The organism is Novibacillus thermophilus (assembly GCF_002005165.1).
GTDB classification, from domain to species: domain Bacteria; phylum Bacillota; class Bacilli; order Thermoactinomycetales; family Novibacillaceae; genus Novibacillus; species Novibacillus thermophilus.
The window spans coordinates 3,456,765-3,477,935 of sequence record NZ_CP019699.1 but is presented as its reverse complement, the minus strand read 5'-3'; the positions used below and the strand labels follow the sequence as shown (position 1 = coordinate 3,477,935).

23 protein-coding genes and 2 pseudogenes are annotated in these 21,171 nt (G+C 53.4%); 24 read left to right on the top strand and 1 reads right to left on the bottom strand.

Annotated elements, in window-relative coordinates; translation table 11 throughout:
- The first annotated feature begins 9 nt into the window (after window positions 1-9).
- The 15 genes from nuoL to fabZ all read left to right on the top strand — a co-directional run bounded on the left by nuoL (window position 10) and on the right by fabZ (window position 13,694).
- Window positions 10-1,962, top strand: a complete 1,953-nt coding sequence (nuoL, locus tag B0W44_RS16900; protein WP_077721048.1) for an NADH-quinone oxidoreductase subunit L — start codon at window positions 10-12, stop codon at window positions 1,960-1,962.
- On the top strand, window positions 1,877-3,403 hold the full coding sequence (locus tag B0W44_RS16895) for a complex I subunit 4 family protein (RefSeq protein WP_077721047.1): 1,527 nt from the start codon (window positions 1,877-1,879) through the stop codon (window positions 3,401-3,403). Before nuoL ends, B0W44_RS16895 begins: the two co-directional genes overlap by 86 nt.
- 4 nt (window positions 3,404-3,407) lie before the next feature.
- Window positions 3,408-4,919 carry an NADH-quinone oxidoreductase subunit NuoN gene (gene nuoN, locus B0W44_RS16890; protein WP_077721046.1) on the top strand — a complete coding sequence of 504 codons (1,512 nt, stop codon included), beginning with the start codon at window positions 3,408-3,410 and terminating at the stop codon, window positions 4,917-4,919.
- A gap of 231 nt (window positions 4,920-5,150) precedes the next feature.
- On the top strand, window positions 5,151-5,384 hold the full coding sequence (locus B0W44_RS16885; protein ID WP_077721045.1) for a DUF1146 family protein: 234 nt from the start codon (window positions 5,151-5,153) through the stop codon (window positions 5,382-5,384).
- Between the two features lie 237 nt (window positions 5,385-5,621).
- The gene (locus B0W44_RS16880) at window positions 5,622-6,374 is read left to right on the top strand and encodes a YwmB family TATA-box binding protein (protein WP_169835648.1); all 753 of its coding nucleotides are present in this window, start codon (window positions 5,622-5,624) and stop codon (window positions 6,372-6,374) included.
- A 24-nt stretch (window positions 6,375-6,398) separates the two neighbouring features.
- Window positions 6,399-7,712, top strand: coding sequence for a UDP-N-acetylglucosamine 1-carboxyvinyltransferase (gene murA, locus B0W44_RS16875; RefSeq protein WP_077721471.1), 1,314 nt, complete (start codon window positions 6,399-6,401; stop codon window positions 7,710-7,712).
- Between the two features lie 140 nt (window positions 7,713-7,852).
- Window positions 7,853-8,821 (top strand): stage II sporulation protein D, encoded by a 969-nt coding sequence (gene spoIID, locus B0W44_RS16870; protein ID WP_077721043.1) that lies wholly within the window; start codon window positions 7,853-7,855, stop codon window positions 8,819-8,821.
- 267 nt (window positions 8,822-9,088) lie between these two features.
- A complete protein-coding gene (locus B0W44_RS16865; RefSeq protein WP_077721042.1) occupies window positions 9,089-9,793 on the top strand; it encodes a M23 family metallopeptidase in 705 nt (234 codons plus the stop codon).
- 164 nt (window positions 9,794-9,957) lie between these two features.
- Window positions 9,958-10,248 (top strand): sporulation transcriptional regulator SpoIIID, encoded by a 291-nt coding sequence (gene spoIIID, locus B0W44_RS16860; protein WP_077721041.1) that lies wholly within the window; start codon window positions 9,958-9,960, stop codon window positions 10,246-10,248.
- A gap of 299 nt (window positions 10,249-10,547) precedes the next feature.
- Window positions 10,548-11,279 (top strand): flagellar hook-basal body protein, encoded by a 732-nt coding sequence (locus B0W44_RS19305; RefSeq protein WP_418304060.1) that lies wholly within the window; start codon window positions 10,548-10,550, stop codon window positions 11,277-11,279.
- Complete coding sequence (locus B0W44_RS19300; protein WP_418304059.1) at window positions 11,279-11,377, top strand: flagellar basal body rod C-terminal domain-containing protein; 99 nt, start codon at window positions 11,279-11,281, stop codon at window positions 11,375-11,377. The genes B0W44_RS19305 and B0W44_RS19300 overlap by 1 nt, the downstream gene beginning before the upstream one ends.
- Window positions 11,378-11,391: 14 nt before the next feature.
- A complete protein-coding gene (locus tag B0W44_RS16850; protein ID WP_077721040.1) occupies window positions 11,392-12,216 on the top strand; it encodes a flagellar hook-basal body protein in 825 nt (274 codons plus the stop codon).
- Between the two features lie 12 nt (window positions 12,217-12,228).
- Entirely contained in the window at window positions 12,229-12,513 is a 285-nt protein-coding gene (locus B0W44_RS16845; RefSeq protein ID WP_077721039.1) for a DNA-directed RNA polymerase subunit beta, read from the top strand.
- Window positions 12,514-12,557: 44 nt separating this feature from the next.
- Window positions 12,558-13,079 carry a CDP-alcohol phosphatidyltransferase family protein gene (locus B0W44_RS16840; RefSeq protein WP_077721038.1) on the top strand — a complete coding sequence of 174 codons (522 nt, stop codon included), beginning with the start codon at window positions 12,558-12,560 and terminating at the stop codon, window positions 13,077-13,079.
- Between the two features lie 189 nt (window positions 13,080-13,268).
- A complete protein-coding gene (gene fabZ / locus B0W44_RS16835; RefSeq protein WP_077721037.1) occupies window positions 13,269-13,694 on the top strand; it encodes a 3-hydroxyacyl-ACP dehydratase FabZ in 426 nt (141 codons plus the stop codon).
- Between the two features lie 262 nt (window positions 13,695-13,956).
- On the opposite strand, the gene B0W44_RS16825 is transcribed toward fabZ, so the two are convergent.
- Entirely contained in the window at window positions 13,957-14,898 is a 942-nt protein-coding gene (locus tag B0W44_RS16825) for an MltG/YceG/YrrL family protein (protein WP_169835647.1), read from the bottom strand.
- A 234-nt stretch (window positions 14,899-15,132) separates the two neighbouring features.
- Here B0W44_RS16825 and B0W44_RS19295 point away from each other — a divergent pair.
- The 9 genes and pseudogenes from B0W44_RS19295 to dusB form a co-directional block, all read left to right on the top strand.
- A pseudogene (locus tag B0W44_RS19295) lies at window positions 15,133-15,276 on the top strand (hypothetical protein); the annotation flags it as partial.
- Window positions 15,267-15,320: pseudogene (locus B0W44_RS19290) on the top strand (hypothetical protein); the annotation flags it as partial. The pseudogenes B0W44_RS19295 and B0W44_RS19290, both read left to right, overlap by 10 nt.
- A gap of 12 nt (window positions 15,321-15,332) precedes the next feature.
- A complete protein-coding gene (locus B0W44_RS19285) occupies window positions 15,333-15,470 on the top strand; it encodes a hypothetical protein (protein ID WP_418304058.1) in 138 nt (45 codons plus the stop codon).
- A 16-nt stretch (window positions 15,471-15,486) separates the two neighbouring features.
- Complete coding sequence (locus B0W44_RS19280) at window positions 15,487-15,756, top strand: UDP binding domain-containing protein (protein WP_418304057.1); 270 nt, start codon at window positions 15,487-15,489, stop codon at window positions 15,754-15,756.
- Between the two features lie 91 nt (window positions 15,757-15,847).
- Window positions 15,848-16,657 carry a PHP domain-containing protein gene (locus B0W44_RS16815; protein WP_077721034.1) on the top strand — a complete coding sequence of 270 codons (810 nt, stop codon included), beginning with the start codon at window positions 15,848-15,850 and terminating at the stop codon, window positions 16,655-16,657.
- Window positions 16,658-16,739: 82 nt separating this feature from the next.
- On the top strand, window positions 16,740-16,901 hold the full coding sequence (locus tag B0W44_RS18300; protein WP_169835646.1) for a hypothetical protein: 162 nt from the start codon (window positions 16,740-16,742) through the stop codon (window positions 16,899-16,901).
- 213 nt (window positions 16,902-17,114) lie between these two features.
- Entirely contained in the window at window positions 17,115-18,401 is a 1,287-nt protein-coding gene (locus B0W44_RS16810; RefSeq protein WP_077721033.1) for a TIGR02710 family CRISPR-associated CARF protein, read from the top strand.
- Between the two features lie 256 nt (window positions 18,402-18,657).
- Complete coding sequence (wecB, locus tag B0W44_RS16805) at window positions 18,658-19,803, top strand: non-hydrolyzing UDP-N-acetylglucosamine 2-epimerase (RefSeq protein ID WP_077721032.1); 1,146 nt, start codon at window positions 18,658-18,660, stop codon at window positions 19,801-19,803.
- A 324-nt stretch (window positions 19,804-20,127) separates the two neighbouring features.
- Window positions 20,128-21,144 (top strand): tRNA dihydrouridine synthase DusB, encoded by a 1,017-nt coding sequence (gene dusB / locus B0W44_RS16800; RefSeq protein ID WP_077721031.1) that lies wholly within the window; start codon window positions 20,128-20,130, stop codon window positions 21,142-21,144.
- Window positions 21,145-21,171: the final 27 nt, after the last annotated feature.

Below are 21,171 nucleotides of genomic sequence, written 5' to 3'. Positions count from 1 at the left end.
GGTGATCCCATGTTAAACAATGCATGGCTAATGCCGCTCTTTCCGCTGATCGCCTTTGTGCTGCTATTAGGCTTCGGACGAAGATTACGGGAATCATCGGCAATCGTAGGGATACTGGCTACTTTAGCTCCACTGGTGATGGCAGTTTTTGCCGTTGTGGAGAGCGTGGGTGGGAACCAGGTCCATGTGGCATTCGAATGGTTGAACATCGGCGACGGCGTGCTGACGATGGGGTTTCAAGTGGACGCGTTAAACGCGATGATGCTTTTTGTCGTCTCCCTCGTCAGTTTCCTCGTGCACGTGTACTCGCGGGGCTACATGGAAGGAGACGAACGCTTCCACGTGTTTTACGCCTATTTGGCCCTGTTCACGTTCAGCATGCTGGCACTCGTCATCTCGCCCAACTTCTTACAGCTGTACATATTTTGGGAGCTAGTCGGCCTCTGTTCGTTCTTGCTCGTCGGTTTCTGGTACCACAAGCCCGAGGCGAAAGCAGCGGCGAAAAAGGCGTTTATCGTCACCCGCATCGGGGACGTGGGCCTGTTTGTCGCCATCTGCCTCGTCTTCTGGCAGGTGGGCAGCCTGGAATACGGCGACGTGTTTGCTGCAGCTGAATCGGGGACGATCGCAGTAGGCACGTTGAGTCTGATCGCGATCCTCATATTTGTCGGGGCGGTGGGCAAATCGGGCCAGTTTCCGCTGCACACGTGGCTGCCCGACGCCATGGAAGGCCCGACGCCGGTCAGTGCCCTGATCCACGCCGCGACGATGGTGGCGGCCGGGGTGTACCTCGTGGCCCGCGTGTATCCCCTCATCGAGGCGTCACCCCTCGCACTGGACGTCATCGCGTTCATCGGGGCGTTTACGGCGATTTTCGCCGCATCGATTGGCCTCGTACAAAACGACATTAAACGCGTGCTCGCCTACTCCACAGTCAGTCAGCTCGGGTTTATGATGTTCGCCCTCGGATCGGCCGGATACGTGGCCGGTACGTTTCACTTGATGACGCACGCTTTTTTTAAAGCGCTGCTGTTCCTGGCGGCCGGAGCGGTGATTTACGCCCTGCACCACGAGCAAGACATCCGCAACATGGGCGGATTTTGGCACCGCAATAAAGCCGTAGGATGGCTGTTTTTGATCGGTTGTCTGTCCATTGCAGGCATTCCGCCTTTTTCCGGGTACTTTTCCAAGGAAGAGATCTTGGCGGCCGCATACGCCGACGGACGGTTTGCCGTCTTTACCGTAGGGATTGTCGCCGCCTTTTTCACCGCCTTTTACATGTTTCGCCTGTTTTTCCTCGTCTTCACCGGGAAAAACCGCAGCAACCACCCGGATGTCAAACCGGTGCCGCTCGTCATGACGGCGCCGATGTGGGCGTTGGCAGCTTTGTCCGTTGTCGCCGGATGGGTCCATACCCCGTGGAACCAGGGATTGGGGCGCTGGTTGACAGCCGAGGGGAGTGCCGTCGCCGCGTTAGGAGATCACAGCGCGCCGGTGTGGCTGCCCGTGTTGACAGTGGCGGTTTCACTCTTGGGAGTCGCTTTGGCCTGGGCGATGTACGTCGGCCGGAAGCTTGCCAGGGACACATTCAGCCGACCGCTGCCGGGAGTGTACCGCACGCTGCTGAACAAATATTACGTCGATGAGCTGTATCAGTACGTCATCGCAACCCCACTCAGAGCGGTGGGATACGCCTTGCAGGCCGTTGACCGCTATGTGATCGCCGGACTGGTGGCATTTCTCGGACGTCTATCGGTAGCGGTTGGGCGCGGCGGAACTTACGTCCAGAACGGGCAAGTTCAGACGTACGGGCTCGTGACGGTTGCGGGTGTCGTCCTGTTGCTCGCCGGCCTGATGATGGGGGGTACTTGCAGTAATGGATGGGGTTATCGTATTGACACTTCTCACGTTTTCGCCTCTCATCGGTGTTCTGTTTTTACTGTTTGTCGACCGCGGCAATGAAAGGCGGCTAAAAGCCATGGGCATGATGGCGACCCTCATTCCGCTGGTTGGAGCGCTCTCCCTTTATGCGAACTTTCAGACAGGTCAGGAAGGGGTTCAGTTTAAAGAAGAAGTCAACTGGATTACGTTTACGGCCATTGGCTCCATGGGGCAGCCCATCGAATTTCCGATCACGTACAGCATGGGGGTTGACGGACTGTCCATGCCGCTTCTCGTCATGACGGCAATTGTCACGACGCTGGCTGCGGTCGCGTCTATGTACATCAAACGCAACTGGAAGTCGTATTTCATCTGGCTGCTCATTTTGGAAGTCGGCCTGCTCGGCGTCTTTGCCGCCCGTGACTTGTTCCTGTTTTTCATCTTTTTTGAAATTGTACTCGTCGCCACTTTCCTGCTCGTCGGCAAGTGGGGGTATGTGCATCGCGAGCAAGCGGCAAACCAATTTCTCATTTACAATGGCATCGGGTCAGGGGTCATGCTTCTCGCGTTCATCTCCATCTGGTTTATCTTCGGCACGATGCAGTACGACGAGTTGATAGAACGGGCCGTACAGCTGACGGAGCAGCTGAGCACGATGCCGGAGATGAACTGGTTAGTTCTGGGCACGTTCATCGCGATCCTCGTCGCTTTCGGCATTAAACTGCCGTTCTTCCCGTTTCACACGTGGATGCTGAAAGTGCACGTGGAAGCACCTCCGCCGGTGGTCATGCTGCACTCTGGCGTCATGTTGAAAATGGGTGCTTACGGGCTCATTCGCTTCGGTGTAGAGCTGTTCCCGGGGTATGTGACGGATTTGGCCTTTTTCATCGGCGTACTCGGCGTTGTGAACATTTTGTACGGAGCGGTTCTCGCTTTCGTACAGACCGATTTGAAACGGGTCATCGCCTATTCCAGTATCAGCCACATGGGGATTATCCTCCTCGGCATTGCAGCGCTGAACGTGACCGGCTTGCAGGGGGCTGTCTTCCAAATGGTGTCGCACGGATTCATATCAGCCCTGCTGTTCTTCTTCATCGCCGCTCTGACGGAGCGGACGGGTACGACACTCATACCGGAGCTGGGCGGGCTGGCCAAGTCGGCGCCGGTCTTGTGCGGGATTTTCCTCGCGGCCGGGATGGCGACCCTCGGGTTGCCGGGAATGTCCGGGTTCATCAGCGAGTTCCTCGCTTTCCTCGGCATTTTCGAGACACAGCCCGTACTGGGCGTACTCGGGGTGCTGGGCATGATCCTCGCCGCTCTTTACATGCTGCGAGCCGTACTGGGGACGACATTCGGACCAGCAAAAGGACGCTGGCAGTCCCTTAAAGATACGCGCCCGGCTGAAGCCGTGCCGATGCTCGTGCTGCTCGGGTTTATCATCTTGATCGGCGTGTATCCCGCCGTACTCAATGACCCGCTGTACGTCACACTGGAATCGATCGTCGCGAGGATGGGGGGTTAGCCGGATGGAAATAGAAAAATTTTTACTCGATTACGACTGGACGGTATTGGCCCCTGAACTGACCATATTAATCGCCGCAACCCTCATGTCGGTCGTCGACTTGGCGATGGGGGGCAAAGCCGACCGCCGCTTCGTCGCCTGGATCGGCATGGCAGGTGTCGTCGTCGCCGGTCTGTTTGTCATCAATTACATGGACCGCGAGCCGTATCAAATTTTAGCTGACACGTACCGGCTGGACGACTTCGCGAACGTGTTCAAGCTGATCATTTTAGCCGGGACGCTACTCGTCTTGCTCGTCTCCCAGTCCGTTCTCAAGCGCTCGGACATCGCGTACCGCGGCGAGTTTTACTACTTGCTGTTGACAGCCGCCCTGGGCGGGATGATGATGGCTTCCTCGGCAGACTTGATCACCCTGTACGTCGGGCTGGAGCTGTTGAGCATTTCATCTTACATCTTGGTCGGGACGCGCAAACACGTACTGAAATCGACTGAAGCGGCGTTTAAGTACGTCGTGTTAGGAGCAACGTCGTCAGCTTTTATCTTGTACGGAATGTCGTTTGCCTACGGCTTGACGGGAACGACGAACTTGTTCGAGATGCAGAACGGACTGACCGAGGCGTACAACACCGGTTACGCGTTTTTCGTCCTGCTGTCCCTCGTGCTCATGCTCGTCGGGATCGGGTTTAAAATCAGTTCGGCCCCGTTCCACATGTGGGCACCGGACGTGTACGAAGGCGCGCCGACGCCGGCCACGACTTTTCTCGCCGTCGTTTCCAAGGCGGCCGCCTTCGCGCTGCTCATCCGCATCGTCCTCGTCGGGTACAGCGGCTTGCTGAATGCGATGGATCAGGTGTGGATGGAACGGATCGGCTTGTTTTTCGTCATCCTCGCCGCTTTGTCCATGATCGTCGGGAACACAGCCGCATTGCGACAGCGCAACGTAAAGCGGATGATGGCCTACTCCAGTATCGCCCAGGCGGGGTACATCCTCGTGCCCTTTGCGATTCTCGGGGTCGGCCTGTTCGAAACGGTTGCTTTCTACTTGCTGGCGTACGTGTTCATGACCGTCGGCGCCTTCGCCGTTATCATGCACGTGAACCGCATGGCGGACACGGAAGACATCCGATCGTTTGCTGGTCTGTACCGGCGCTCTCCGTGGACGGCTGCCGCTATGCTCGTCTTCGTCTTGTCTCTGGCGGGCATTCCCCTCACCGGAGGCTTTGTCGGGAAGTTCTACATTTTCTTCAACGCCATCGCGGGGCAGAGTTTTTGGCTGGCGGGGATCATGGTCGTCACCACCGTCATCTCGTATTTCTACTACTTTGAGATTGTGCGCCAGATGTTCTTTCGCCCGCCGAAAGACCTGGATCAGTGGCGCCTACCGGCAGGCGTGGCGGCCGCCGTCGTCATCGGCGTCGTAGGCACTGTCGCCCTCGGCGTCATGCCCCAGGCCGTCTTCGACTACCTCAGTCAGCTACAGCTGACCGAAGTGCTGATGCCGGCCGAGAACCAGTGAAGCCAGACGTTACCCTCATGACACCCCCTCCGGCACGGAGGGGGTTTTTGGTGCACATCGAACGTAGCGAACCATAGGTTTAAACACGCATGCAGCCACGTGCTAAGTTTGATAACATGAACATGTTGCAAAAAACGTGTCGACGGAGTTTGAGTCGGCGCTTGACTTGCGTTACGATGAAAAAAGGACAACTCGAAACACGCAAGTTGTCAACGCAAGGGAGGAAACGCGATGTCGTTTAGTTTGGGATTAACCGCCATCGTCAACATTGTTTTAACGCTTGCCGGCATTGCTCTCTGCTGGTGGGCTTTGCAAAGCGTGAAATTCGACTTGTTTCTGTCCAACCCCCAGGGAGTTCAGGCAAAAGTCCTCATCATCATCCTATCGATCGTCCTCGGACACGGCATTACCCGCTTTTTAAGCGATTATGCCGGGTGGTCACAAATGCTGACCCAGCTTTTTTAGGGAACCGTTTATTCGTGCCGGAAACCTGTCGCGGTCCCACCGCGTCTGAAGCCTTCGTCTGTCCCATCCAGAAAATGGCTTGGTCTAAATTTAAAAAGAATGTCGCCAGATGGTGAATTTTGCTATATAATGTATGGCGTGTATCTCATGCATTTTCCAGCCTGTCCGACAGTATAGATCCCCGCCCATTCGTGAAGAATGTGTAATACATAGACACGGCACATGGGAGAGGTTCATATGGTAAAGCAGTGGGGGTTCTCCATATTAGCCCTGGGGATCGTTTTTCTGTACACAGGTTGGAGCCACTTGTCGGCTGCGCAACAAACGGTCAATGTTCATCCACTCGTTCAAACCCTTCAGACGAATAATTGGCAACTCGAATCATGGATGGTTCACCATGGGGCTCCACTGAACCGGCCGCTCACAGAACGACAATTGAATCACCTGGTCCGCTACTTTCACCTTCAGGAAAGGAAGACGGATTCTCCTTTTCAGCCCACACCTAATTCCACCCAGTCGGAAGATGTCTATTTTTCGGACTGGCGGCGAAACATCCCTTTAGAAATTCGCGTTATTAGGCGTGGGAATGAAAAGGCTGTGTCCAGCCACTATCTCGTCGTTCAAGTGCAGGCAGATGGACGGACCAGTGACTCACTGTCGGAAGTGGTTCAGTACGTGTCGGAAGGTTTAGCGGAAGCCGGTATTCACCCTAACATACAGGTGTCCATCCAAGGTTCAACGCCTCGCATGTTAAGTCGGGACGAACAGGAGCAGTTTATACATCGCACACTACATCATTTGGATGCGTACGAGGTTGAAGCCCTGCGTGATGCGACTTCAACGAGTGTCTCCGCGTTTTCCCCACAACTAGGTCAACCGATCATGTCGAACGGACGAGAAATGAATGTGCAGATTGCGTTGAGAAACGACAAGGTTCACCAGCGAACGATCATGACGATGGGAACGCCAATCATAACAATCGAATATTAACCCACATACGCGGAGGGAAGAATGTTGGAGAAAATCGTGATCCGTGGAGGTCGGCGGTTAAAGGGGAGAGTGAAAGTACAAGGTGCGAAGAACGCCGTTCTGCCCATAATAGCTGCCACCCTGTTAAGCGCACGCGGCGAAAGCGAAATCGGCGACGCCCCACCCCTAAAAGACGTCGAAAACATGGTCAAAGTTTTAAAAGCACTCGGTATCAAGATCCGTTATGCTAACGGCCGGATTTATACAAATGCTGAATCGATTTCGGAGACGGAAGCGCCGTACGAACTCGTTCGCCAAATGCGTGCCTCATTTCTCGTCATGGGCCCGTTACTCGCCAGGACGGGAAGGGCGCGTATCCCGCAACCGGGCGGCTGCGCCATCGGGACCCGCCCCATCGACCAGCACTTAAAAGGGTTTAAGGCCATGGGCGCCCAGATTGATATGGGGCAGGGTTACATCGAGGCGAGAGTAGACGGCCGATTGCAAGGGGCGAACATCTACCTCGACATCGCCAGCGTCGGTGCGACGGAGAACATCATGATGGCGGCAACACTCGCCAAAGGGCAGACCGTCATCGAGAACGCGGCCCGGGAGCCGGAAATCGTCGACCTGGCCAACTTTCTCAACAGTATGGGGGCAAACGTGCGGGGGGCCGGTACGGGCGAAATCCGCATCGAAGGCGTCGATTTCTTAAAAGGAGCGCAACATACCGTCATACCGGACCGCATAGAAGCGGGAACTTTTCTCGTCGCAGCGGCGGTGACAAGGGGCAGTGTCTTCGTAGAAGGCGCCATCGGGGATCACATCCGTCCGCTCATCGCCAAACTGGAGGAAATCGGGGTGACGGTCACTGAGGAAGACGACGGCATCCACGCCTGTTGTGAGGGAGAGCTCAAACCTGCCGATGTGAAGACATTGCCGTATCCCGGATTTCCTACCGACATGCAAGCGCAAATGATGGCACTCATGCTCACAATTAAAGGCACCAGCCTCATCACCGAGACTGTTTTTGAAAACCGCTTTATGCACGTCGAAGAATTTAAACGGATGCGGGCTAACATTAAGATCGACGGACGAACGGCCGTCGTGGAAGGTGGGGAACCCCTGTCCGGCGCCCGGGTGAAAGCGAGTGATTTGAGAGCCGGGGCCGCTCTCATCATCGCCGGCCTTGCGGCGGAAGGGGAGACAGAAGTGACCGAACTGCACCATCTCGACCGGGGATACGTCGACTTGGCTGGAAAGCTTCACCGGCTGGGAGCCGACATCGAACGTGTACCGGTAGAAGTCGAACAAAAGGAGTCGGCGTCCGAACTCGTCGTCCAGCCTTCATACGCATAATGATCGATTCCACACACGTACTCAAACGAAGAAAGGGCATAAGGCTCTTTCTTTTTTCGTTTTATGTCTCCTTTTTCCCAAAAAAAGGTTCTGAAACGGGGATGCGTCCCATAAGCTGTACTGAGGAGGCGTGATCCGAATTGAACCGACCGATCTTAACGACCATCGTCATACTCTTCACTGCCATGTTCGCCATACCCGCCATACTTGTCACCGTCCAAGCCAAAGTCGAACCCGACCCGACAGCGAAAAAAAAAGCAGTCCACACAGCCGAACGAGAAAAAGTAGACCTGATCATTGAAGAAAACGCCGCCCACATCCCCGTTTACCTCTCCGAAGAGGAGCGCATCGTGCAACTGCCCCTCGAGGCGTACGTCCGCGGCGTCGTCGCAGCGGAAATGCCGGCAGACTTCCACATCGAAGCGCTGAAAGCCCAGGCGCTGGCCGCGCGGACGTACATCATTGACCGTGTCGCCCGCCAAGATTTTTCCGACATGGTGGAGTTGTTCGGAGAGAAAGCGAAAGAAGCGTGGGTCAGCGACACGGTGCAACATCAGGTGTTTTACACCGAGGACAGGCTGCGCGAAAACTGGGGAGCTCGTTACGACGAGAAAATCAGCCGCGTCAACCAAGCAGTCAACGAAACGAAAGGGAAAGTGCTGACGTACGACGGCCGTCCCATCGTTGCGGCCTTCTTCTCCACGAGCAACGGCAAAACGGAAAACTCGGAAGATTACTGGGAGGCGGCGTATCCCTACTTGCGCAGCGTCGACTCCTCCTGGGACAAAGATGCGCCGTCTTACAAAGGTGAACCCGTCGTCCTCACAATCGCCCAGTTGGCGCAAAAGTTGGAACAGTACACCGGAAAGCCGGTGGCCGTCTCCGCGTCGACAGGGAGCCCAGACTGGATAGACGTCGTCAGCAAAACGGAAGGCGGGAATGTAGCCGAAGTGAAAATCGGGGATCAGACGTACACTGGGCGCGAAGTCCGGGAGGCGCTGGACCTGAGGTCGAGCGACTTTTCGTGGAAGATTGAAGGCGACCGCGTCACTTTCCAAACCCGCGGCTACGGACACGGCGTGGGCATGAGCCAGTGGGGGCCAACTTGATGGCCGAAGAAGGCAAAACGGCGGAAGACATCGTGGCCCATTACTACCAGGGTGTCCGCGTGGAAGACTACCGCCAGTGGGTGCATAAAACCGATCAACCGAAGAGTAAAAAGGGATAGATGAAGGGATCTCACCGGCGACGAGCCGGTATTTTTGTGTACACAGTATATGAATCTTGCATTTCGCACACAGCTAGCGCCCCTTTTTGCTAATCGGACGTATGAAAACGCCTCATCCTGTCAACAATGAGGGTTGAGGTGATGCTCAATGGACAACAAACCTGAACAGAAATCTAGCAGTCCTGTTCAGAAAGCTAGCAAACGGTCCGGCGGTTGGAAACGGTTCTTTGGCAAAAAGTGGGTTTTCCCGGGCATCTACATGTTAGCCGCAGCTCTCATCTTAGCCCTCATGTGGTGGTACCAGGACTCTAGAATGAGTGTGGACCCGAACGAAACGGGCATGAGTGAAGAGCAGCAGCAAGATATCAGCCTGGGTCAAAACGATGAAGCCGTTCAGACCGGTGCCGAAGCGGAAGAGATGGCACTGCCCGTGGGCGGTGAAGTGGACATCACGATGAACTTTTACGACGAGAACGCCTCCCAAGAGGAGAAAGAAGCGGCCCTCGTCGAATACGGTCAAAGTTTCAATCCCCACACCGGGATCGACTTTGCCCGGGAAGACGGGGAATCGTTCGATGTACTGGCCGCTCTCTCGGGAACCGTCTCGTCTGTCGACACCCACCCGCTGAACGGCCAGGAAGTACGGGTTCAGCACACTGATGGCCTTGAGACCGTTTATCAAAGTTTGGAAGAAGTCCAGGTGAAGGAAGGCGATACCGTCACCCAAGGTGACGTCATCGGCACCGCCGGGCGCAGTAAAGTGGAAAAAGAGAGCGGCGTTCACCTGCACTTCGAAGTGCATCAAGACGGTGAACCGGTGAACCCGGTGAACCACTTGCCGCAGGTGGAATAAGGGACAACCTGCGACAAGCGAGATCCGCCCGCACATCTCGATGCGGGCGGATTCTTTTTGAGAAAATCTGTACAAAACAGCCTGTCAAGGCTTGTAAGACGAGAATAACCGCCATTTCGCCTCATATAATGTACCAGACATTCCGAATCAGGGAGGCGAAGGGAGTGCACGATTACATCAAGGAACGCACTATCAAAATCGGTCAATACATCGTCGAAACCCACAATACCGTCCGGATGATCGCGAAAGAATTCGGCGTTTCCAAAAGCACTGTCCATAAAGATCTGACCGAGCGACTGCCAGAAATCAATCCAGAGTTGGCGAGTAAAGTTAAAGAAATACTGGAATATCACAAGTCCATTCGGCATTTGCGCGGAGGTGAAGCGACCAAAATAAAGTACCGCCGCCCCGCTAAAAAAGACGAAGATAAAGAATCCGAGCCTGTACTCCGATAACGTACATAGACAGGCACGAACAAGGGAAATCTACATGGTCCACATGTGAAAAGTGACCCGACTGCCGGCGGAGGGACGACTGTGAGTCGCAACCGCCTCTTCTCTTCACCAGCTAGCGGACAAGTTAAATTCTGGGACTGTATGTGGACTTCCGACCTGCTTTGCGGTATAGTCTAAAGAGAAAGAACGCTATCATACACCGACATTATCCTATGGACAAGCTTGGCCACCACATTCATACATAACCAATGCGAGTCAGCGCGTTGAAAGAGTGACGTTACGTGTAAGGAGGTAGTCTTTTGTTACGAGGGTTGTATACGGCTGCGGCAGGGATGATTGCCCTTCAGCGCCGCCACGACACGATTACGAACAATATCGCCAACGCGAACACCCCCGGATTTAAACAAGGGGAGACCGTACAGCGCTCCTTTCCCGAAATGCTCGTCTCCCGCATCGAAGCGCTCGAAAGTGCGGGCCGGACGTTGAAAAACCGAAGGGCCGTCGGCAGTCTTCCCCACGGAGTCCTCAGTGAAGAGACGGTTCTGAACTTTGCCCAAGGGGACATTGTGGAAACGGGGAACCCGTACCACGTGGCCTTGTGGGATGAAGGGATGCCCGTCGATCCCGAGACCGGAGAGCGGCCGCATGCGTTCTTCACCGTGTTGACGCCGGACGGGGTGCGCTACACGCGCAACGGCGAGTGGACGCTGGACGTGAACAACACCCTCGTCACAGCGCAAGGGTTTCTGGTGCTGGACAGTGACGGAAATCCCATCACCGTGCCAGATGCCCAATCGTTCGAAGTGGATGTGAACGGCAACGTCACCTTCGCCAATGCCGACGGAGTGGTTGACACAGTACAACTCGGCATCGTTTCCGCCCCCGATCCGAATTTGTTCATTCAACGGGGGACGGACTGTACGAGTGGACCGGTGCAGACGTTCCCGATGCAGCAGCCCCTAACGTTGAAGTGTACCAGGGCTTTACAGAGCGCTCCAACGTCAATCCCCAACAGGCCATGGTGGACTTGATGCAAGTCCAGCGGCTGTACGAAGCGAACCAGCGGACGATCCAGGCGTACGACCGGAGCTTGGAAAAGGCAGTGAACGAGATAGGACGCCTCGGTTAAGGAGAGGATAAACAGTGAGACTCGCCATGATTCATGCTGTGACGGGCTTGCACAGCATCCAGTCTAAAATCGATCAGTTGGCGGATCAGATGGCCAACGTCGACACTGTCGGGTATAAGCGCAAGGACCCGTCCTTTTCCGACGTGTTGAACAGCCGTCTTCACGGGTTGCAAGCCGTTCAGTTTCCCGGGCGCGAAACCCCTCCTGGAATGTCCCTCGGCCACGGAGCCCACTTGGTCAACAACCAGACCGTGTGGACACAAGGCAGCGTCAAACAGACTGACGTCCCGACTGATCTCATGATTGCAGGCGGCGGTGTCTTCGAACTGGCTGCCGATGACACGGGCGCACGGCGCTTTACCCGCGGCGGATCCTTCCAGTTGGCACCGTTAGAAGGCGGCATGAGACGTCTCGTCACGAGCGAGGGGCTCCCCCTCCTCGATGTAAACGGCAATCCTATCGACCTGCCTGAGAACACAGAAATGCGGGTTGACGAAGAGGGGAACGTATACGCCCGTGGCGAAGACGGTGCTGAAGTGTTCGTCGCTACATTGCGTTACGTCCACGTGCTGAACCCGCAGCAGTTAGAACGCGTTGGGGCGAACGTGTACCGTATCGCCGAGGTGGGCGGCGAACGGCCTGATGACGTCGTGCTCAATACAGACTTGAACGACAATCCCTTCGGAGAAATTAGGCAGGGCGCGCTGGAAATGGCCAATGTAGACCTCGGGTGGACGATGAGTGAACTGATGACCGCCTTGCGCAGTTACCAGCTGAACGCCAGGGCGTTGGACTCCGTTGACGCTATGAGCGGGATTGTGAACAACATCCGCAGTTAAAGGGGGAGTTTGATGGACGAAGGTGCCGATTCCAACGTGCAGCATGCTGAACCGGACCGCACGGCGGAAGGAAGGAAAGCCGCCCGGGCAGGACGTAAAGCCCGGCGACAAAATTCGTGGAAATGGCGGATGTCGCGTATCGTTTTTCACATACTATGGTTACCCCTTTTGTTGGCGGGAGCTTTAGTCGGAGGGCTCCTCATCGGCTACTCCGTCATCGGGGGAGAGCCTCCGGGAGAGGTGTTCAGCTTGGAGCTGTGGCAGCATCTGTACGACATGATATACGCTGAGGGTTGAGGTCGTACATCCGCACATTGTGAAAGCTTAGAAGGGTTGACTGTATGAATATACCGAACGTGTTGACGCTCTTTCGTCTGGCGCTCATTCCAATTTATATCGTAGTCTTTATGAGCGACGTGCCCTACCGTAACGTATGGGCGCTTTTTGTCGTGATTTTGGCCGGATTGACGGACATCGCCGACGGATACGTCGCCCGCCGCTACGGGTGGACGACCCACACGGGAGAAATGCTCGACCCCCTCGCGGACAAGCTGATGATGCTGACTGTCTTCCTGTCCATGCTCGTGTCCGGACACATATCCCTTGCAGCCGCACTGGCCATTTTTATCCGGGATGCCGGGATGATCGTCGGTACGGCCGTCTTCCACTTTCGGGGCAAGCAAACGGTTCCAGCCAACGTGATGGGCAAGGCGACGACCGTCTTGTACTACGTCACCTTTGTCTTTCTTTTGTTCGAATGGCCGTACGACCAGGCGATACTGTGGGGCACGATCCTCTTTTCTTACGTGACACTCCTCGTCTACATTGGCCAAATCCGCCTGTTGAATCGGAAACCGACCTAAAAAGAACACGCCGCGGAATATAAACCAGTGGCGTGCTCCTTTATGTGAACCCGCCGTTCTAAAGAACAGCAGGATCAATTCTAGTGTAGACGGTTTTTCGCCGTTTCATTCAGAGTGACAAGCCTGTATGCCGGGCTTTTCCCTTTGCGATATAATGAAACCAAATCTTACCGCTTGGAGGAGAATAAGATGGAGTTAGACATTCAGGAAATTAAAGCGATCATTCCCCACCGCTACCCGTTCCTCCTCGTCGACCGCATCACGGAGCTGGAAGAGGGCCGGCGGGTCGTCGGGATCAAGAACGTCACCGCCAACGAGCCGTACTTCAACGGCCACTTCCCCGATTACCCCGTCATGCCCGGTGTGCTCATCGTGGAAGCGCTGGCGCAAGTCGGGGCCGTCGCAGTGCTGCATCGGGCGGAAAATCGAGGAAAACTCGCCCTCTTCGCCGGTATCGACAAATTTCGTTTCCGCGAACAAGTGAAGCCCGGGGACACACTCACGCTGGAAGTCACCTTCACCCGACTGAAAGGGCCGATTGGCAAAGGGCGCGGCACAGCCCGCGTCGGAGACAAAGTAGTTGCCGAAGGCGAGCTCACCTTCGCACTGCAGTAAAGACAGACAGAACAGCCTGCGCGTCGGAGGTTGCCGCTCCTGCCCAGGCTGTCACAGAAAACCTTACCTCCAATAAGCGTAACAAGCGAAAATAAGTCCCCACAGAGGCAAACTCATCCACAAGCCGTTCCACAGCCCGGTGAAAAACGCATTGGACACCGCGGGTCGTTCGGACATAGACGTCTGTTTCACAAAACATCCCCCATTTGTGAAAGAGTTAGTCATAGTATGCCCGAACGGCAGAATTTTACTCCCCCTCACACTATTTCGATTTTAACGTTTGGATGATGGCATCTTCGCTCATGTCGCTCGTAAATTCGTAGTCGCCAATTTTCACTTTCGTCTCTAAATCTTCTTGCTCCAGCCTTTTCAGAAACGCCTGCGTATCGTCGATAAAATCGTGCTTGTGTAGCGCCTTCACCAGGTCTTGAATCGGCATCCCTTCCCGCATGCTGTAGACGAGCACCTTTTCTGTCTGGTGGTTATCTCGATCCTCCTCTTCTCCTTCTTCCGTTTGCTTTTCTTCTACTTTGGCGGCAATATTTTGATCTGCCTGCTTACGGGTTTCCTCCACCTTGGCGGTCATTTCCTGTTCCGCTTGCGCATACGCTGTCGCTTGCGCCTGCTGGATGAGGTGATCCCGCTCTTTCGGCGTCATGACGAGGTACCCTTCATCTTCGACGACTTTCACCGCTTCCTCAGGGAGCACGACATCGGGATCGGCTGCTTTCACTGCTGGGGTTCCCCCGGCATCGCGGGCCCATACACTTCCGAGGGCGAAGCTGACGACGACCAACAAGGCAATGGCTGCGGCATCAAAGATGAAGGGATGCTTGAAGCGCGCGTACCAGGCCGAAGGCATCCATTTTAACGCACCTTGCAACCTTTGCATCCGCGGTGTCCCGGTCGTCTTCCACGTCCCGTGTCGGTGGGCAAAGTCGCACTGGCAGACGTAATGCCAGCATTTAAACGATACCGTCCACACCGTGGTGCCGTCCCGGAGTGTGTTGACGTCGACGATCTTACCCCCGTCGAGCGAATGCGCCAGCAATTTCGCCGTAAGCGTGTAAGACGCAGGCAACTCCGGCATGTGTCGATGGAACGCGTGAATGTCCTGCTCCGTAAACACCGTCTCCCGCAATGTCGGAAAACCGAACTCGTTCAATGCGCGTCTCAACGGTTTGCCGCACAAGGACTTCAGCACCGGATTGTCGACAACGTCTTTATTTCGATGTGTATCTTCCTTAATCTTCCTTCACCCTTTACACCTAAATCTCTCCTACACCAGTGTAAGAAAAAGATGAAAATGTCGTAAAGTGTCGTAAGTTGTAGATTTTCCATTTTTTTCTTCCGCCCGCATGCCCATAGTCGTAGAATGAAAGTCTCACAACCGCCTAGATGATGTCAAATTCTGTCAAAATAGTGAAAGACATTTTACATTTGTCGCTGTTTATCCGATAATAGATCATGTCCCCCCCATATTTTACCAAGTATTAAAGTCGGGGCGGACGTGACGAAGGTAGCCAAATGGATGGGGTACGACAAGCGGATCGGCCCGGCCTTCTTAACGCCGGGATCGGCTACGGTGGGATCTGCTTCCCGAAGGATACAAAAGCCTTGATTTAAATACCCGGAAATGTGGATTACGATTTTAAATTGTTGAAATCTGTCGTTCATGTGAACGAAGACCAGCGGTACAACGTCATTGAGGAAATGAAGGCAGTCACGCGAGTCCTTTGCCGGGAAAACGATTGGCATCTGGGGACTGGCCTTTAAACCGAATACGGACGATGTGAGAGAAGCACCGTCCGTCGAGATTGTGGGGGAATTGTTGAAGTTAGACGCGCGGGTGAAGGTGTACGATCCTGATGCTATGCACAATTTTAAAGCTGTGATCAACTCTCCGCACATTAAGTGGTGTTCCGATGCGTTGGAGGCGGCAAAAGATTGTGGAGCCCTCTGTCTTTTGACCGAATGGGATGAATTTTATTCCATCAGCCGACCGAACATCCGGCGTGGCGAGGAGCCGGTTACTGTCATACAATGCTATCATCAGGGATAGTTCGTGAACGGTTGAGCGCCGAGCGCGATGGCGCTCTTTAACGTATGGTTGCCAAGACTGATGATTAATCTTTTCCCGGGAGGCTCGCCGAATGTCTATCGAAACGGCCGTCCAAGGAGGTTCATTCGATCTCCACGTGCACACGACAGCATCTGATGGAGATTACACACCGGAAGAACTGGTGAAAAAGGCAAAAGAAGTTGGACTGAAGCATATTGCGATCACAGATCACGACACGTTGGCTGGTGTAGAGGAAGCCCAGCGTGCCGGTCGAGCGTTAGGCGTTCACGTCATTGCAGGGGTGGAGCTCAGTACGAAGTATCGCGGTAAAAGCGTCGACGTTCTCGGGTACGACCTGAGAGACCCGTCCGAATTGCATCAGACGTTGTCCCGCATGCGGGAAGGCAGAGAAGATCGGGCATATCGCATTATACAGAAGTTTACGGATCTCGGTATGCCGATGACGATAGAGGACGTGAAAGAATTCAGTCAAGGCGGTGTCATCGGCCGACCCCACATTGCGAAAGCAATTGTAAAGAAAGGGTATGTGTCGGATTACCAAACGGTGTTTGACGAATACTTGGCTGACGGCAAGCCGTGCGCCCTGGATAAAGTCGTATTATCGCCCCAGGAGGGCATTGAACTGATTCATGCAGCGGGCGGGCAAGCCGTACTGGCACATCCAGTCCATCTTCACGACGATAATCTGGTCAGGGAGCTGTTGAAGACGTGTGAGTTTGACGGCCTTGAAGTGTGGCACCGGGAACAGGATGAGGACGCCAATCGAAGGTATCGGCAAATGGCGGAAGAATTCGGTTTATTCATGACCGGCGGATCAGATTTTCACAATGACAGCCACCAGTTGGGGTGTTTTGGCTATACGGGAGGAATATTTGAATAAGCACAACAGCACATAAAGGAGCCCATCATCGACCGGACCGCACGGGGGGCGTCCTTATTCAACGGGAGGAGGTGGGGGGAGGATGCAAGGTACTACTGAACCGGACGAAGAACATGTCTGCCCTGGAGCTGACGGACTAGAGTTTATCGGATTTAGACCTGATCACTGGATCGCCATTGACAGTCTCAGTTGGAGAGAAGATGACGTGCTGGACGATATCGGGAAAATTACCATGTCCTGCTGAAGCACTACTATCCGTAGGATCGGGTGCGCCTCATCATTTATCCGGCGGCGATGCGTTACGATAATATCGATAAAGGCGTGTCCTACAAGAACAGAAGAGGTTAAGGGATTTACAGGGTTTCGGCCCCTTACGAAGAACCGGATTCACCGGAAATCACCATCGAGACGGTGGTACTCCCTAGAAAAATGACTACATTCCGTGGAGGTGGAAAAAATGAGGGTTTTGTTGTCAACGGTAGGTGGTAGTGACAGGCCGATTGTCACGTCTATCCAAAATAATGAACCGGATTATGTTATTTTTTTCTGTTCAGCTCCAACCATCAATCATCGTGGCAGTTGCACGATGATTGATGGAGAAGGGGAAGTTGGGGAGACAGGTAAGCATCGGGAGAGCATAGTCAAGCAGACGAACTTAACTGAGAATCAATATTTGATTGTTCCCGTCGATACCGACGATCCTTATGACACGTATGAAAAGGCTCTTCAATATATTGAAAAATATGTTGAAGAAGGTCATGAAGTTATTGTCGACTATACAGGTGGCACGGTTTCAATGGTAGCTGGTTTAGGAGCCGCAGGAATTGAACACCCCGAGTGTAAGCTAAATGTTGTTACCGGCGTGCGGCAAGACTTGATTCGGGTTAAAGACGGGATGGAAAAAAGCAAGCGGATTCCAGTCAATAAGGCGTTTATTAGGCGCGGACTGAATGTCTGGAAGGAAAATTTTAATAAGAATAATTATACTGCTGCTCTACAAACATTGGATCAATTGCAACAGTATGGTTTTGTAGATGAACATGAGGACGAGTTGAACAAGTATTATTATTTAACGAAAGGGTTTCAAGCCTGGGATCGATTTGATTACCATGGTGCTGTACAATATTTTGATCTCTACAAGCACGATCCACACATATCAGGCTACAACGAAACGGTAAAAAAGCTGGCTAATTATAAAGAATTTATTAAAAAGTGGTCTCCTGATAACAAAAAATGGCCACCAGGCCCTGGATTTTTGCTTGTCTATGATGTGATATACAATGCCATGAGAAAAGGTAGGCGAGGTCTATACGACGATGCTACGGCCCGGATTTATCGCGCAGTAGAGATGTATGCTCAATTTTCTCTCATGACTAGTAAAGAGAGAATGTTATCTTCTGATATAAAACTAGACAAAATTCCGGAAAACTACCACGATGATTACAGTAAGTTTAAGGACAATAAGGGGAGAATCAAATTAGGACTGGTCGATACTTACGAGCTTCTAGATATATTGGGACACCCTATATCTGCTGCTTGGAAAGAGTGGAAAGAAAGGATTAAAAATATTGTTGAGATCAGAAATAGAAGTTTTCTTGCTCATGGTTTTGATCCGATAGAGGAACATTCGTACAAACTAGTAGAAGATACTGTTTTACAATTTATTAGAAAATGCGATGAATCTCTTGGTTTTTCTCAAGGAATTGATGCGTATAAAGATTTTCCTTCTGCAATAGATCTCTAAACTCAGAGGGAATGCAAAATGTGGCCGCCGTAGCATTCTAAAAGTGATTTTCCATTACAGTCAGAAAGAGTTATCTTTTTTTAGATTCATTTGAGCGCTGGGTCTCCCATGTTGACGATAAATCGCAAGTCTCGTACACTTATAACGGAGTTTGTCTAATTTTCATGTGAAGTTCGTCACCCTGTCACCCTCACCGGAGGGTGTTTGCAATGCATAAACAGTAGGAACTGCACTTATACTCGATAGGAGACAAATTATGCCAGAACCGATCAAAGTCATGACCATCTTCGGGACGCGCCCGGAAGCGATCAAGATGGCTCCGTTAGTGTTGGAACTGAAGAAATATCCCGAACACATTGAACCGATCGTCACCGTGACAGCACAGCACCGCCAAATGTTGGATCAAGTGCTGGATATTTTCGACATTACGCCGGATTACGACCTGAACATCATGAAAGACCGCCAGACACTGACGGAAGTGACGACGCGAGCGCTCGAAGGGTTGGACGGCGTGATGAAGGACGTACAGCCCGACATCGTCCTCGTCCACGGAGATACGACAACGACCTTCGTTGCCAGTCTGGCCGCTTTCTACAACCAGATAGCTGTCGGGCATGTGGAAGCGGGCCTCAGGACGTGGAACAAATTTTCCCCCTACCCTGAGGAGATGAACCGTCAGCTAACCGGTGTCATGACGGACTTGCATTTTGCTCCGACTAAGAAGGCGGCGGCTAATTTGCTGAATGAGAACAAACCGGAAGACGCAATTTTTATTACAGGGAATACGGCCATTGACGCGTTGAAAACGACGGTCACCGAGACGTATGAGCACGACGTGTTGCGCCGTGTCGGAGATAATCGCCTGATTCTGCTGACAGCCCACCGCAGGGAAAATCTGGGGGATCGTATGCGGCAGATGTTTCGCGCGGTCAAACGGCTGGTGGACGAGTTTCCGGATACCCAGGTCGTATATCCCGTTCACCTCAATCCGGCCGTACGCGAAGTAGCCGATGACGTGTTGGGCCATGATCCGCGTATCCATCTGATCGAGCCGCTGGATGTATTCCACTTCCATAACTTTGCGGCACGCTCTTACATGATTTTGACAGATTCAGGCGGTGTGCAGGAAGAAGCACCTTCCCTAGGTGTGCCGGTCCTCGTCTTGCGTGACACGACGGAGCGCCCGGAAGGAATTGAAGCCGGAACGCTGAAACTCGCCGGAACGGACGAAGATACGATTTACGCCATGAGCAAGGAGCTTTTGACGGACGAAGGGACCTACCAGCAGATGGCGAAAGCGTCGAACCCGTACGGGGACGGCGAGGCGTCGCGTCGCATCGTGGAAGCGATCCTGTACCACTTTAAGCGGAGGGACAAGCGGCCGGATTCATTTCAGCCGTGACCATTTTTCATTAATTCTGGTATTCGTGATATACTAGCGTAAAAGTGTTCAAGATAAAGGTGTAGCAACACGTGAAGAAATCTTAAACAGCTGATGGACGACTGTTAAAAGCGTTCAGTCGTTTGTAGAGAAACTTCTGATAGTGGTGGTGACTTTTGGTGGAATTTAGGGACACCGGTCACGGTTTGATTTAATACGTCTCCAATTTGAACAATTATTGGGCGACACATTGATGTCGCGCACCAAAACTCTGACCATATTGCCATTCGCAGTTAAATTATAAACGAGTCTGATCTGTTGTGAAAGCTAGGAAGGGGGTTCACCATGCAACCGATGAAACTGAAAATCGGGCCGATTGAAACGAAAAACAATGTGGTATTAGCTCCGATGGCCGGTGTGTGTAACCCGGCATTTCGCCTGATTGCCAAAGAGTTCGGTTGCGGCCTCGTCTGCGCTGAAATGGTGAGCGACAAAGCGATCTTAAACGGAAACAAACGCTCGATGAAAATGCTTTACGTCGATGAACGGGAAAAGCCGCTCTCCTTGCAGATAATTGGGGGAGACCAAGAGACGTTAGTCGAAGCGGCGCGGATCGTGGATCAACAGACGAACGCCGACATTATAGATATCAATATGGGCTGTCCGGCGCCCAAACTCGTCAAGTGTGACGCCGGGGCCCGCTGGCTCCTCGACCCGGGCAAAATAGAACAGATGGTCTCAGCTGTCGTGCAGGCGGTAGATAAACCGGTGACGGTGAAAATGCGCATGGGCTGGGATGAGAAACACATTTACGCCGTTGAAAATGCGCAAGCGGCCGAGCGGGCAGGTGCTCAAGCGATCGCGTTGCACGGGCGCACCCGCCAGCAAATGTACACCGGAAAAGCGAACTGGGACATTATCCGGCAAGTGAAGGAAGCGGTCACCATTCCCGTTATCGGGAACGGGGATGTCAAAACGCCTCAAGACGCGAAGCGGATGCTGGAGACGACCGGTTGCGACGCCGTGATGATTGGACGCGCTGCCCTGGGGAACCCGTGGATGCTGTACCGGACCGTCCATTATTTGACCCATGGTGAATTGTTGCCGGAGCCGACACCGCAGGAGAAGATTGAGATTGCCTTACTACACATGGACCGTCTCATCGCACTGAAGGGCGAAGATGTGGCCATCCGCGAAATGCGCAAGCACGCGTCGTGGTATGTCAAAGGCATGCGGGGAGCTTCCCGCATCAAGGACGAAGTGAACAGGCAAACGACCCGGGAAGGCATGGCCCGCGTCCTCACCGAATTCGTCAAACAGTATGAAGAACGTCAGGATCCATCGACGAGACAACCTGCATAAAGGTATGACACTTGCTCGAGCGCCATA